We start from the raw sequence: 15647 nt of genomic DNA on the forward strand, positions 1-15647 counted from the left end.
TCCTTAAGAATGACGTAAAACTATACTAAAAAACATTAATCCCTATAAAAATTAGGGGTGTTTGATTTATTTTTACGAATATTTCATTTTTTACCCTATTTTTTATAGGGTGTCTTGTGATTTTTTTGATTTTTTGGTTTTTTGCTAAACAGTTCAATTGAATTATTGTCAGTATTTTCTAATTTTTAGTGATTTTATTATTATTAATGCAAACAATTATTAACATAATTTCAGTAATCCTTATTTATTCTATAATAATAGGTGTTGAATATTTAATAAAAAATGTCTTTATTATTGATATATAATTATTTTTAGCCAAACTTCGCTTCTAAAATCGAAATAATGAATTGCCCTCTATTGTTATTCAAGAACAAGGTCATATCTTAGCATTTCAACTCAAGTTTTAAACCAATATTTGTTGATTATGCTGAAGAAACAAGGAATGTATTTGCCTGAATTTGAACACGAAAATTGTGGTGCAGGTTTTATTTGTAATCTAAAAGGAGAGAAAACAAATCAAATTATTCACGATGCGTTAGAAATTCTAGTGAAGTTAGAACACCGAGGCGGTGTAAGTGCTGATGGAAAAACCGGAGATGGTGCTGGTTTGTTAATTGATATTCCTCACGATTATTTTAAACGCGTATGTAGTTTTAGTATCCCTGCACAAAGAGAATACGCCGTAGGTATGGTATTTTTACCTAAAGTACCTAACCAATATCAATACTGTAAAAATACTTTTGAAAAAGAAATAAAAGCACAAGGACTTTCTATATTAGGATGGAGACAAGTGCCTGTAGATTCTTCAAATTTAGGAGAAATTGCACTGGCTTCTGAACCTAACATAGAACAAATTTTTATTGGCAAAACAGAAGAGATTACCGAAGCTGTTTTTAAAGCAAAATTATTTGCTGCCCGTAAAATTACCGAACATACTATTAGAGAATCTAAAATCTCTGAAAGCGGTTATTTTTACTTACCTAGCTTATCTACGACAACCCTTATCTATAAAGGCATCATCATGCCTGAAGATATTGGACCATACTATACCGATTTACAGCAAATAGATTTGGTAACCCGTTTAGCACTGGTTCACCAACGTTTCTCTACCAACACGATGCCTACTTGGGAACTGGCACAACCGTTCCGTTTTATGTGTCAAAATGGTGAGATTAACACCCTTCGTGGAAACGTAAGCAGAATGCGAGTGCGCGAAGAGATTATGAAAAGTGAGGTTTTTGGTCCGCAAATAGAAAAATTATTCCCAATTATATTACCAGGAAAATCAGATTCTGCTTCTATGGATATGGTGGTTGAACTGTTAACACATACCGACAGATCATTACCTGAAATTATGATGATGATGATTCCTGAAGCTTGGGAAAAACACAAAACCATGTCTGAAGAGCGTAAAGCTTTTTACGAATACAACGCCTGTATTATGGAAGCTTGGGATGGTCCTGCTTCTGTACCTTTTACAGATGGCGATTATATTGGTGCGTTATTAGATAGAAACGGATTAAGACCATCTAGATATACCATTACCAAAAGCGGTAAATTAATTATGGCTTCGGAAATTGGTGTGGTTGATATTGCCCCAGAGGATGTAGAAAGACACGGTAGGTTGGAACCAGGAAAAATGTTCTTGGTAGACATGAACAAAGGTCGCATTATTGAAGATGAAGAAATTAAAAGTAAAATTGTTTCTGAAAGACCATATAAAAAATGGTTGGACCAAACACGTTTACATTTAAAAGATGTACCATATACCAACGAAACTTGCCCTATTGAAACCATCGATATCAAAACACGCCAACGTTTATTCAACTATACGTTTGAAGATATTCAGGAAGTTATCACCCCAATGGCGGTTTCAGGTAAAGAAGCTTTAGGCTCCATGGGTATCGATACACCTTTGGCTGTATTGTCAGACAGACCACAACTTATTTCAAACTATTTCAAACAATTGTTTGCACAAGTTACCAACCCACCTTTAGATGGTATTCGCGAAGAGATTGTAACCGATATTAGTTTAAATCTTGGAAAAGACCGAAATATTTTCAGCATTACCGAAAGACAGTGTAGAAAACTAAGAATTCAAAATCCTGTTATTTCCAATGCCGATTTAGAAAAAATAAGAACTATAAAAATTGAAAGTTTCAAAGCCGAAACAATTCATATTTTATACCCAAAATCACAAGGACTTAACGGTTTAGAAGATGCTTTAGAAGATATGATTACTCAAGTTTCTAAAGCAATTGATAGAGGCGTAAACATTATCATACTTTCTGATAGAGGTGTAAATAAAGATTTCGCACCAATTCCTGCGCTTTTAGCTTGTTCTTATGTAAACCACCAAATGAACCGTTTGCGCAAGCGTTCTTATTTCGATATCATTATCGAATCTGCAGAACCTCGTGAACCGCATCATTTTGCTACCTTATTTGGTTATGGTGCTAGTGCTATTAACCCTTATATGGTAAACGAAATCATTCGTTCTCAAGTAAAAGAAGGTTTCATTACTGGTATGGACGAAGAAAAAGCGGTTAACAACTTTAACAAAGCTATCGGGTCTGGTATCCTAAAAATTATGAATAAAATTGGAATCTCTACGCTTCATTCGTACAGAGGTTCTCAAATTTTCGAAATAGTAGGTTTCAATTCTGCTTTTGTAGAAAAATATTTTCCATATACCGCATCAAGAATCGAAGGTATTGGCTTATATGAAATTGAAAAAGAAATTACCGAACGTTACAAATATGCATATCCAAACAATTTAATAGACAAGCGTTTGGGATTGAATATTGGTGGCGATTACAGATGGAGACGTAACGGCGAACGCCATATGTTCAACCCAACCACTGTTTCAAAATTACAACAAGCGGTTCGATTAAGCGACCAAGCGAGTTATGATGTGTACGCAAAAGCCATCAACGAACAGTCTGAAAATTTAATGACGATTCGTGGTTTATTCGAATTTGATAAATTAGACCCCATTCCATTAGAAGAAGTAGAACCTTGGACAGAAATCGTAAAACGTTTCAAGACAGGTGCGATGTCTTACGGCTCTATTTCAAGAGAAGCACACGAAAACTTAGCCATTGCCATGAACCGTATTGGTGGTAAATCCAATTCTGGTGAAGGTGGTGAAGATAGAAAACGTTTCCATCCAGATTTAAATGGCGATAGTCGTAACTCTGCTATTAAGCAAGTTGCTTCGGGTCGTTTTGGTGTAACTTCTCATTATTTAACCAATGCGAAGGAAATTCAAATTAAAATGGCTCAAGGTGCTAAACCTGGTGAAGGTGGACAGTTACCTGGTGAAAAAGTATTACCATGGATTGCTGCGGCACGTAACTCAACCCCATTTGTTGGTTTGATTTCACCACCTCCGCATCACGATATTTACTCTATTGAAGATTTAGCACAATTAATTTTCGACTTAAAAAATGCCAATCGCGAAGCAAGAATCAATGTAAAATTAGTATCTGAAGTTGGTGTTGGTACCATTGCTGCCGGTGTAGCCAAAGCCAAAGCCGATGTGGTATTAATTGCTGGTTACGATGGTGGTACAGGAGCTTCTCCTTTAACCTCTTTAAAACACGCAGGTTTACCTTGGGAACTTGGTTTAGCCGAAGCACAACAAACCTTGGTTTTAAACAACTTAAGAAGTAGAATTGTTGTAGAGTGCGATGGACAATTAAAAACAGGACGTGATGTTGCTATCGCAGCCTTATTAGGTGCTGAAGAATTTGGTTTTGCAACCGCTCCTCTTGTTGCTTCAGGCTGTATAATGATGCGTAAGTGTCACTTAAATACATGTCCAGTAGGTATCGCAACTCAAGATAAAGAGTTACGTAAAAACTTTAAAGGCACACCAGAGCACGTTATTAACTTCTTCTTCTACATTGCTGAAGAATTAAGAGGTATTATGGCGCAATTAGGCTTTAGAACACTGGGAGAAATGGTTGGCCAAACCCATAAAATAAACGCCAACAAAGCTATTTCGCACTACAAAGCGAAAGGCTTAGACTTATCGGCTATTTTACACCGTCCGGAAGCTTATAAATTAATGACCGTTAAGAATACTGAAAAACAAGATCATAATTTAGATGAGGTTCTTGATTTTAAAATATTAAAAGATTCTCACAGAGCGTTATATAGAAAAGAAAAAATGACTTTTTCTTATCCTATACATAATACAGATCGTACTGTTGGAGCTATAGTTAGTAATGAAATCTCTAAAATCTATGGCCATTTAGGTTTACCAGAAGATACACTTAATGTAAACTTTACAGGTTCTGCTGGACAAAGTTTTGGAGCTTTTGGCGCCAATGGTTTAACATTTACCTTAGAAGGAAACACAAACGATTATTTAGGAAAAGGATTATCTGGCGCTAAATTAATTGTGAAAAAACCTGCTAAGGCTGATTTTATAGCTGAAAATAACATCATTGTTGGTAACGTTTGTTTATTCGGCGCTATTCAAGGTGAAGCTTATATCAACGGAATTGCTGGCGAACGTTTCGCCGTTAGAAACTCTGGTGCTATTACTGTTGTAGAAGGTGTTGGAGATCACGGATGTGAATATATGACTGGTGGAAAAGTAGTAGTTCTTGGTACAACAGGAAGAAACTTTGCTGCAGGTATGAGTGGTGGTATAGCTTATGTTTACGACCCAGAAAATAAATTCACAAACGGTTTATGTAATACCGAAACTATAGAATTTGAAGAAGTTTTAAATGAAGATGAGCAAGATTTAAAAGCATTAATTCAAAATCATGTTCTATATACAAATAGTAACCGAGGTAAAGAATTATTAGCAAACTGGGAAACTAGTTTAAAAAACTTTGTAAAAGTAATGCCTACCGAATACAAACGTGCACTAAAACGTTTAGAGACTGAAGAACAAATGGTAGAAGAACTAACAATAGCATAATGTCATGGGAAAAGTAACAGGATTTAAAGAATTTGAAAGACAAGATGAAAGTAATACGCCCGTACAAGAGCGTGTAAAACACTATAAAGAATTTACCATTCCTTTAAGTAATGAGGAAATTACCAAACAAGGGTCGCGTTGTATGGATTGTGGAATTCCTTTTTGCCACAGTGGTTGCCCACTGGGTAATTTAATACCAGATTTTAACCACATGGTTCACCAAGGTGAATGGCAAAAAGCCTCATGGTTACTACATTCTACCAATAACTTCCCTGAATTTACAGGTCGTTTGTGTCCTGCACCATGCGAAAAATCATGTGTATTAGGTATTATTGAAGACCCGGTTTCTATTGAAAACATTGAGAAACAAATAGTAGAGCGTGCTTTTAAAGAAGGTTGGATAAAACCACAGCCACCAAAAACAAGAACGGGTAAAACCACTGCGGTAGTGGGTTCTGGCCCTGCTGGTTTAGCAGCTGCTCAGCAATTAAATAGAGCTGGCCATACGGTAACAGTTTTTGAAAGAGATGATGAAGTTGGAGGCTTACTACGTTACGGAATTCCTAATTTCAAAATGGAAAAAGAGATTATAGACCGTAGAATTGCCATTTTAGAAGCTGAAGGCATAACGTTTAAAACCAACGTAAATGTTGGAGTAAATTACGATGTTGAAGAACTTAAAAAGTTTGATGCTGTAGTACTTTGTGGCGGAGCCACCGAAAGAAGAAGTTTACCAACTCCTGGTGCCGATGCCGACGGTGTCGTACAAGCTATGGATTTTCTAACCCAACAAACCAAAGTTTTATTTGGTCAAGAAGTTAAAGACCAAGTTTTAGCAACCGATAAACATGTGATAGTAATTGGTGGTGGAGATACAGGTTCCGATTGTGTTGGAACTTCTAACCGTCATGGTGCAAAATCGGTAGTAAATTTTGAAATTATGCCAAAACCTCCTGGTCACCGTTCACCTACAACGCCTTGGCCGTTTTGGCCATTACAATTAAAAACATCGTCTTCACATGAAGAAGGTGTAGAACGGAACTGGTTAATAAACACGAAAGAGTTTATTAAAGATGCTAACGGTAAATTAATCGCTTTAAAAACGGTAAATGTAGAGTGGAAAATGGTTCCAGGTGAGCGCCCTCAATTAATAGAAGTTGAAGGAACTGAAAAAACATGGCCATGCGATTTAGCCTTATTGGCTCTTGGTTTTACAGGTCCAGAAAGCACTATTGCAGATAAATTAGGTATTGAAAGAGATGCCCGATCTAACTACAAAGCAGAATATGGCAAATACCAAACCAATATTCCTAACATATTTGCTGCTGGCGATATGCGTCGTGGTCAATCATTAATTGTTTGGGCTATTTCTGAAGGTCGTGAAGCGGCACGTCAAGTTGATATTTACTTAATGGGCAAGTCTGATTTACCTACTAAAAATGAAGCTGGAGATTTGGTAGCTTTATAAAAGCTTAACTATATTATAAAATTCCCTTTATATAAACTTATAGAGGGAATTTTTTTATTATATACTCAAACATTTCGCTTAAAAATCAACAAAAACTCAAAACCATACCATTCTTATTCATTTTAAAATTTATTTAACATAATAAAAAGTGTTAAATCATATATTTGCGATTAGTAAATTTTTTAGATGTACAAAAAAACAATAGCTTTATTCTTTACAATATTATTTATGGCACTCATAGTAGCGCCTACAGTAATTGTAGCTTTAGACGATTCTATTGACACCTCTATCTTTTATTCAATAACTGAAGAAGAAGAAAATTGCAAATCTAAAAATTTGATATCTCCGTTTTCATTACAAAACAATGATTTTTTGGCTAGTTTCAAATTAAAAACGCATCAGTTTTTTAGTTATCGATTCAAAAATTATCCAAAACCACATCTCAATTTAATTTCACCTCCTCCAGAGCAAGTTATATTCTAATTTCATTTTTTTTTGTTCAGACTTTATAAAAAGTCAATTAATAATGTTTAATTACTTTTGGTATTCAACCAAAAGTAAAAATTAATTTATAATATGTTTAAAACTATTAAAAACGACTTGCCTGCAAGTATCGTTGTATTTTTTGTTGCTTTACCTTTATGTTTAGGTATAGCCTTGGCCAGTGGTGCACCTCTATTTTCTGGAGTAATCGCAGGTATTATTGGAGGGATTGTTGTTGGTGGATTAAGTGGTTCAAAAGTGGGTGTAAGTGGTCCTGCGGCGGGTTTAGCTGCTATTGTTTTAACAGCTATTGGCACACTAGGGGGCTATCAAAACTTTTTAGTAGCCGTTGTTATTGCTGGTATTATCCAAATAGTGTTTGGGATATTAAAAGCAGGGGTTATAGGCTATTATTTTCCTTCATCTGTTATTAAAGGCATGTTAACTGGTATTGGCATCATCATCATTTTAAAACAAATACCACACTTCTTTGGTTACGATGTAGAACCGCAAGGTGCAGATAGTTTCGTGGAAGCCTCAGGAGAAAATACATTTTCCGCCATTTTTAACGTTTTTAGCAATATCACCCTAGGCTCTATGGTTATTGGAATTATAGGCTTAGCTCTTATTATTTTTTGGGATAAAGTGCTTTCTAAAAAAGCTAAGTTTTTCCAAGTTATACAAGGGCCTTTAGTTGCAGTTGTAGTTGGTATTATTTATGTGACCATCACAGGAAACCACGACACTCTATCTATTTTGAACAAGCATTTAGTTAGTGTGCCAGTTCCAGAAGATGCAACATCTTTTTTTAGTCAATTTAGTTTCCCTAACTTTTCTGCAATTACTAATACCGAAGTTTGGGTGATAGCATTTACTATTGCTTTGGTTGCAAGCTTAGAAACTTTGCTATGTGTTGAAGCTTCTGATAATCTTGATCCTGATAAAAACGTTACGCCAACCAATAAAGAATTACTGGCACAAGGTGCTGGTAATATTGTTTCTGGTTTAATTGGAGGCCTTCCAATTACTCAGGTAATTGTAAGAAGTTCTGCCAATGTTCAATCTGGCGGAAAAACCAAACTATCAACCATACTACATGGATTTTTTCTTCTAATTTCGGTTATATTAATACCACGATTGCTTAACCTAATCCCTTTATCGGTTTTAGCTGCTATTCTATTAGTTGTGGGTTACAAACTTGCAAAACCATCCCTCTTCAAAAAAATGTATGCATTGGGCTGGAAACAATGGGTGCCATTCATATCAACAGTAGTAGGAATTGTATTTACAGATTTACTAGTTGGTATAAGTTTAGGACTTATGGTAGGAATTGTAGTTATATTGCTTAAAAGCTACCAAAACTCGCATTTCCTTCATATTGAAGATAAGAGCAACGGCAAACACAAAATAAAAATGACCCTAGCTGAAGAAGTTACCTTTTTCAATAAAGGAGCCATTCTTAAAGAGCTAGATAGTTTACCAAGAGACACTTATTTAGAACTAGATCTTATTAAAACTAGATATTTAGATTATGATATTATAGAAATTCTAGAGGATTTTCTATTTAAAGCTCAAGAAAGAAATATCGATATTAAACTTGTATCAAAGCGTGGTATTGTTGAAAATCCATCAAGTTTTATCAAATTCTTTAACGAAAGACCTAAATCCAATTTAAGTTTAAGCTAAAACATTATGAAAAAGAAACCATATAAGATATTACTGCTTGCAGATTTAAAAAAATCTACAAGCAGTATGCTTAAAAGCACTGTAAGTTTTGCTCAAATGATTCATGGTGAAATAGACTTTTTTTATGTAAAAAAGGCTATAGATGTTGTTGAAAGGGACAATCAATTATCGGCAATTCGTAGCATAAATCACGATTATACTGCTACCGATAATAAAATAAAAAAATTAATAAAAACCGCTTCTGAAAATCATCAAATAAACATAAATTATTCGTGTACCATTGGTAATGTAAAGCACGAAATAAGCAACCAAATAAAGGAAATAAAACCTGATATAATTGTATTAGGAAAGAAAAAATCCAGCCCATTAAATTTAGTTGGCGATAATATTACGCAGTTTATTTTAAAACAGTTTGACGGTACGATATTAATTGCAGATACCAATAATGTATTAGAACCCCATGAAAAATTATCATTAGGGGTATTAGATGCTAATGATACCATGCTTAACACTACTATTACTGAAAGTTTAATGGCTCATACCGATAAACCAATAAAATCCTTTAAAATAGTTAAAAAAACGAGCAATTTGCATGAAGCAACTAATTCATCTACTATCGACACCATAGATTATGTTTTTGAACATAATGATAATTCAATTGATACTCTTTCTAATTATGTATCAAAAAACAATATCAACCTATTATGTCTAGAGAGATCAGAAACTGGCTCAAAAAAGAAATCAAAATCAGCTCAAAAAGATATTAGGTATATTATAGACAAACTTAATGTCTCACTCCTGTTAACAGGTAAAAAAAATTATTCATTACAAAAATGATATTATTGGTTAAATAGAAAAAATTAAAATAATAAAACATTATGAAAGCACACACAAAAGAAACGCAGGCAACCATGACGCCTCAAAAGTCATTACAATATTTAAAAGAAGGAAATCAAAGATTTCAAAACAATTTAAAAGCAAACCGTAACTTACTAGAACAGGTTAATGACACCAGAGAAGGGCAATTCCCTTTTGCTACTATTTTAAGCTGTATTGATTCTAGAGTTTCTGCCGAATTGGTTTTCGACCAAGGTCTAGGCGATATTTTTAGCGTTCGTATAGCTGGAAATTTTGTGAACGAAGATATTTTAGGGAGTATGGAGTTTGCAAGTAAATTAGCTGGCACGAAACTAATTGTTGTACTAGGGCACACCAGTTGTGGCGCTATTAAAGGTGCTTGCGACGATGCTAAACTTGGCAACTTAACCACCATGCTAAGCAAAATAAAACCTGCAGTTGAAGCTGTTGAAGAACCTACAGACAATAGTTTAAGAAATTCTAAAAATTCGGATTTTGTAAACAATGTAGCAGAAAAAAATGTTTACATAGCTATTGAGAATATAAGAAAACAAAGTCCTATTTTAAAGGAAATGGAAGATAAAAATGAAATTGATATTGTTGGAGCTATGTACGACATCACTACAGGTGCAGTAACATTCTTCGAATAAAAAACACACAACATTATTAAACAAATTATGAAGAAAAGAATAAGTATGTTAGCACTAACAATCGCGTTAGTGCTACCTAACTTTATTGATGCGCAAGACAGTAATTTTGGAAATTGGCTTATATACATTGGAAATAAAAAAATAAATTCCAAATGGAACATCCATAACGAAATTCAATACCGAAATTATGATGCTATTGGCGATTTAGAGCAATTACTTATAAGAACTGGTTTAGGTTATACCTTTAATGAAGGTAAAAATAACATTTTGTTAGGATATGGCTATATCCTATCTGAAAACTATATAGGAGGTACTGATAACAAGGTAAGCATTAACGAGCATAGAATATTTCAACAGTTTACATCAAAACAATCTATAGGCAGTGTAAGCTTAAACCATAGATATCGTTTTGAACAACGCTTTGTTGAAGATGATTTTAAAATGCGCTTTCGTTATTTTTTAGGTTTAAACATTCCTTTTTCCGAAACCAGTAAATGCTATTTTTCAGCATATAACGAATTATTTATTAACACTAAAAGTGCTATTTTTGATAGAAATAGGGTTTTTGGCGGTTTAGGTTACAACTTAAATAAAAACATAAAACTAGAAACTGGTTATATGAATCAGTTTTTCGAAAACTCTAGCAGAGATCAATTTAATGTAATTGCATTTATAAATTTCTAAAAGTAAGCAACTTTAAAAAGACATCAATACTTTTATATATATTAGTTTCTTTCTTGATTTTAAATAATTAACTTAGAAATCTTAATACTAAACTATATATGAAAAACCTGTTTTCAAATTTAAAAGGAGATGCCTTTGGCGGTATTACCGCTGGTATTGTTGCATTACCATTAGCTCTGGCATTCGGGGTTTCATCAGGCCTTGGCCCTAGTGCAGGACTTTATGGTGCCATTTTTCTAAGTTTCTTTGCAGCACTTTTTGGAGGCACTAATACGCAAATTTCAGGACCAACAGCTCCCATGACGGCCGTTAGTATGGTTGTTATTGCAAGCATTATTGCTGTAAACGATGGCGATGTTGAAAAAGCACTGCCAACCATACTTACTGTTTTTTTATTGGCTGGTCTTATGCAAGTTGGATTGGGCATTTTAGGGCTTGGTAAATACATAAAATACATTCCCTATCCAGTGGTTTCCGGTTTCATGACAGCCATTGGTGTTATTATTCTAGTTACTCAAATTTTACCTTCAATAGGATACTACCCAAACGAAGACACAGAGTTTGTAACAGAATTTAAGCCCCAAGCAGAAGAATTAATTCTGGAAAACATTTTAAAAGAAGAAGCAGGCGAGGGTATTTTAGTTTTAGAAAATTTTAAAGAAACAGTAAATCGCGCTGAAAATATAACCGCTAGCGATATTTTAAAAGAATCTAAAACCCTAGCAAAAAATGAAGCTTCCGGTGTTTTAGGCACCTTAAAAGTATTGCCACGTGCCATAAAAAGTATTAACTGGTTAGAATTAGTTTTAGCACTTTCAACCATATTCATTATTTATGGATTTAAACGCATTACAACCAAAATACCTAGCACACTGGTTGCCTTGGTAGTTGTATCAGGTAGTGCCATTGCTTTTGGTTTAAATTACAGGCCAATTGAAAAAATCCCAAGTGGTATTCCAGTCCCTAATCTAGAAATTTTCACAAATTTTACCATCGCGGGTTTAACTCCTTTTATATTTACGGCATTAACTTTAGCTCTATTAGGTGCTATCGATTCATTATTAACAAGTGTTGTAGCCGATAATATGACTAAAACAAAACACAGGCCTAATAAAGAACTCGTAGGTCAAGGTATTGGTAACAGTATTGGTGCCCTTTTTGGTGGTATTCCTGGAGCTGGTGCAACCATAAGAACAGTGGTAAACATCAATTCTGGAGGGAAAACAAAACTTTCTGGTATGATAGCAGGAATCATGCTACTTATCATTTTATTGGGTCTTGGCCCTATTGCATCAAAAATCCCTGCAGCTGTACTTGCAGGTATATTAATTACCGTAGGTATTGGCGTAATGGACTATAAAGGGCTTAAAGCGATTCCTAGTTTACCAAGAGACGCTAAAATTGGTCCATTTAAAGTAAGTTCAGAAGTTATTATAATGATTGTTGTATTACTACTTTCCTCCTTTTGGAATTTAGTGTATGCCGTAGGGATAGGACTTGTAATTGCATCTTTAATGTTTATGAAAAAAATTGGCGATTTAACTGCTGAACGTTCGGATGTTAAATCTTTAAAAGAAGAAGTTTGGAAAGATGAACTTGGTTTCCCTGAACAGTTAAAAGAAAAAGTTTTTATTAAACATATTAAAGGCCCTTTGTTCTTTGGATCAACAAATGAATTTCAAAGCTTAGCAGCTCAAATCCCAAAAACAGCCTCTATGGCAATTATTCGTTTAGACCGCATGCAGTATATGGATCAATCTGGCTTATATGCCATGGAAGATGTGTTACAAGAACTTAACAAAAACAATATAACTGCATTATTTGTTGATTTACTCGATCAACCAAAATATATGATGGAACGGATTGACATTATTCCTGATTTAATGCCAAGAGAGCGTATCTTTGAAACTTTTGATGATTGTATTAAATGGATAATAGTTCAGAATAATAATTCATATAACAAAAAAAATGCGAACTAAGTAAGTTCGCATTTTTTTAAGTATATCTTTTTTATTGAGCATCTCGCATAAATTCCTCGCACTTCTCCACCATGTTTTTACTACCACAAATAAAAGGCACACGTTCGTGTAATTCGGTTGGTTTAATATCCATAATTCTTGTAAAACCGTCACTGGCTTTTCCATTGGCCTGTTCTGCTAAAAAGGCCATCGGGTTACATTCATATAACAAACGTAATTTACCATTAGAATTTAAAGAACATTTTGGATACAAATATATACCGCCTTTTATCATGTTTCTATGAAAATCGGACACCAAGGAACCTATATACCTAGAGGTATACGGTCTATCTCCCTCTTCTTTTTGGCAATACTTAATATAATTTTTAACACCTTGCGGAAAGTGAATATAATTTCCTTCGTTAACAGAGTAAATATGCCCGTCTTCAGGATACTGCATATTAGGATGCGATAAATAAAACGACCCAATAGCAGGATTTAATGTAAATCCATTAACTCCAGCACCTGTTGTATAAACCAGCATCGTAGAGGTTCCATAAACCACATAACCAGCTGCTACTTGTTGACTTCCTTTCTGCAAAAAATCTTCAATGGTTACTGGACTTCCTACGGGTGTAACGCGTCTGTAAATTGAAAAAATAGTTCCTACAGACACATTAACATCAATATTTGATGACCCATCCAACGGATCTATTAACACAACATACTTGTTTTGATGGTTTTCATCTTGACTATTAATAGCAATAAAATCGTCTTCCTCTTCACTGGCAATTCCACAAACTATATTTCTATTTGTAAGTGTTTGAATAAATTTTTCATTGGCATAAACATCTAACTTTTGTTGGTCTTCTCCCTGTATGTTCGTATCACCAGCAGCTCCAATAATATCTACTAACCCTGCTTTATTAACTTCATGATTTACAACTTTGGCAGCTAGTCTAATAGAATTAATGAGACTAGATAATTCGCCCGAAGAATATTTAAAAGATGATTGGTTTTCAATAATAAATTCTCCTAAGGTTTGCTTTTTATGAGACATAAATTGGTTTTTTAAGTACTACAAATATCTACTATTTTTTAATGAACTACAACGTTTTCGCCCAAGTTTAGCCTTTGAAATAGTCAACTTTAAGTTATCTTTGAAATAACTAAAAAAAATTTATGGGTTTCACAATTAGAAAAGCTAAAAAAGAGGATATGATACAAGTGTTATCATTAATTAAACAGCTAGCTATTTTTGAAAACGAGCCAGATGCCGTCGAAATTACCTTAAGTGACCTAGAAAATGATGGCTTTGGCAAACACCCTGCCTTCAGATGTTTTGTTGCTGAAGTAAACAATAAAGTAGAAGGCACTGCCATAGTTTTTCATCGCTACTCCACATGGAAAGGCAAGATTTTACACTTAGAAGATTTAATTGTTAACGAATCTATGCGTGGTTCTGGCTTAGGCACAGCGCTATTAGACGAAGTTATTAAATATGGGCATCAGTTAGGTGTTAAACGTATTAATTGGGAAGTATTAAATTGGAACAAACCTGCCATTTCTCTTTATGAGAAAAAAGGCGCTCGTGTTTTGCATGATTGGAATGTGGTTCATTTAAGCGAACAAGGTATAAAAGACTATATAGAAAACTTATAATATGCAGGTATTCAAATTTGGTGGTGCATCGGTTAAAAATGCTAATGGTGTTAAAAATGTTGCCGCTTTATTACAAAAAGTAGGCTATAAAAACACTTTAATTGTTGTTTCTGCTATGGGTAAAACAACCAATGCACTAGAGCTAGTTATTAAAAATTATTTTGACAATAATGCCGAATTACAAAGTGCTTTGCAAGAGGTTAAAAAATACCATAATGAAATTCTATTAGATTTATTTGAAAACGAAAATCATCAAGTATTTAAAAAAGTAACTGGGTTTTTTAACGAACTCAATCTATTTTTAGCTTCTAATAAATCACCCGACTATAATTTTGTTTACGACCAAATTATAGGCTATGGCGAATTGGTTTCAACAGCTATTATTAGTGAATATTTAAACTTTATCGGCCTAAAAAACAACTGGATAGATGTTCGCGAGTTCATTAAAACCGATAATTATTATAGAAGTGCAAACGTCAATTGGGAAGAAACCCAACAGCGTATCTCATCAAATTTCAATAAAACGGTTTTAAACATTACCCAAGGGTTTTTAGGCAGCGACCCCAATAATTTCACAACCACTTTAGGTAGAGAAGGCAGCGATTATACCGCTGCTATTTTCGCCTATTGTTTAAATGCCAACAATGTAACTATTTGGAAAGATGTGCCTGGGGTTTTAAATGCCGACCCTCGTTATTTTGAAAATGCCCAATTGCTTAACAAAATAAGCTACAGGGAAGCTATCGAATTAGCTTTTTACGGGGCATCGGTTATTCACCCAAAAACCTTACAACCGCTACAGGGCAAAGAAATTCCTTTGTATGTAAAGTCGTTTTTTAACGCAGAAGCTCCTGGTACACGTATAGGTAGAAATATTACTTTAGACCCCATGGTGCCTTGTTTTATCGTAAAGAAAAATCAAGTTTTAATCTCATTATCATCCTTAGATTTTTCATACATTGTTGAAGAAAATATTAGCGAAATTTTTAATTTATTGCACTTATATAAAATGAAAGTGGATGTTATTCAAAATTCAGCCATTAGTTTTTCGGTTTGTGTCGATAATATTTACGACAATCTTGACAAACTATTACATCATTTAAAAGCGAAATTTAAAGTAACTTGTCACGAAAACGTATCACTTTACACCATTAGGCATTACACACAAAACTCGATTGATCAAATTGAAGAAGGTAAAACCGTGTTATTAAAACAATTAACACAAGAAACTGTTCAAGTAGTAAGTAAATAAACAATTT

11 protein-coding genes are annotated in these 15647 nt (G+C 34.0%); 10 read left to right on the forward strand and 1 reads right to left on the reverse strand.

The window, feature by feature from the left end:
- The first annotated feature begins 424 nt into the window (after nucleotides 1–424).
- The 8 genes from gltB to VP395_RS07660 all read left to right on the forward strand — a co-directional run bounded on the left by gltB (nucleotide 425) and on the right by VP395_RS07660 (nucleotide 12747).
- Nucleotides 425–4939, forward strand: a complete 4515-nt coding sequence (gene gltB, locus VP395_RS07625; RefSeq protein WP_346241192.1) for a glutamate synthase large subunit — start codon at nucleotides 425–427, stop codon at nucleotides 4937–4939.
- Between the two features lie 4 nt (nucleotides 4940–4943).
- Complete coding sequence (locus VP395_RS07630; RefSeq protein WP_346241194.1) at nucleotides 4944–6407, forward strand: glutamate synthase subunit beta; 1464 nt, start codon at nucleotides 4944–4946, stop codon at nucleotides 6405–6407.
- A gap of 228 nt (nucleotides 6408–6635) precedes the next feature.
- Nucleotides 6636–6890, forward strand: a complete 255-nt coding sequence (locus VP395_RS07635; RefSeq protein WP_346241195.1) for a hypothetical protein — start codon at nucleotides 6636–6638, stop codon at nucleotides 6888–6890.
- A gap of 93 nt (nucleotides 6891–6983) precedes the next feature.
- Nucleotides 6984–8576, forward strand: a complete 1593-nt coding sequence (locus VP395_RS07640; protein ID WP_346241196.1) for a SulP family inorganic anion transporter — start codon at nucleotides 6984–6986, stop codon at nucleotides 8574–8576.
- Nucleotides 8577–8582: 6 nt separating this feature from the next.
- Nucleotides 8583–9413: a universal stress protein gene (locus VP395_RS07645; protein WP_346241197.1), complete on the forward strand. Its 831-nt coding sequence runs from the start codon at nucleotides 8583–8585 to the stop codon at nucleotides 9411–9413.
- Nucleotides 9414–9454: 41 nt separating this feature from the next.
- Nucleotides 9455–10084 carry a carbonic anhydrase family protein gene (locus VP395_RS07650; protein WP_346241198.1) on the forward strand — a complete coding sequence of 210 codons (630 nt, stop codon included), beginning with the start codon at nucleotides 9455–9457 and terminating at the stop codon, nucleotides 10082–10084.
- Nucleotides 10085–10111: 27 nt separating this feature from the next.
- Complete coding sequence (locus VP395_RS07655) at nucleotides 10112–10768, forward strand: DUF2490 domain-containing protein (RefSeq protein ID WP_346241199.1); 657 nt, start codon at nucleotides 10112–10114, stop codon at nucleotides 10766–10768.
- A 98-nt stretch (nucleotides 10769–10866) separates the two neighbouring features.
- Nucleotides 10867–12747 (forward strand): SulP family inorganic anion transporter, encoded by a 1881-nt coding sequence (locus tag VP395_RS07660; RefSeq protein WP_346241201.1) that lies wholly within the window; start codon nucleotides 10867–10869, stop codon nucleotides 12745–12747.
- A gap of 31 nt (nucleotides 12748–12778) precedes the next feature.
- On the opposite strand, the gene fbp is transcribed toward VP395_RS07660, so the two are convergent.
- The gene (fbp, locus tag VP395_RS07665; protein ID WP_346241203.1) at nucleotides 12779–13786 is read right to left on the reverse strand and encodes a class 1 fructose-bisphosphatase; all 1008 of its coding nucleotides are present in this window, start codon (nucleotides 13784–13786) and stop codon (nucleotides 12779–12781) included.
- A gap of 122 nt (nucleotides 13787–13908) precedes the next feature.
- Between fbp and VP395_RS07670 the strand changes: the two genes are divergently transcribed.
- A complete protein-coding gene (locus VP395_RS07670; RefSeq protein WP_346241205.1) occupies nucleotides 13909–14388 on the forward strand; it encodes a GNAT family N-acetyltransferase in 480 nt (159 codons plus the stop codon).
- Nucleotide 14389: 1 nt separating this feature from the next.
- A complete protein-coding gene (locus VP395_RS07675) occupies nucleotides 14390–15640 on the forward strand; it encodes an aspartate kinase (RefSeq protein WP_346241206.1) in 1251 nt (416 codons plus the stop codon).
- Nucleotides 15641–15647: the final 7 nt, after the last annotated feature.

The organism is Mariniflexile soesokkakense (genome assembly GCF_039650365.1).
GTDB classification, from domain to species: domain Bacteria; phylum Bacteroidota; class Bacteroidia; order Flavobacteriales; family Flavobacteriaceae; genus Mariniflexile; species Mariniflexile soesokkakense.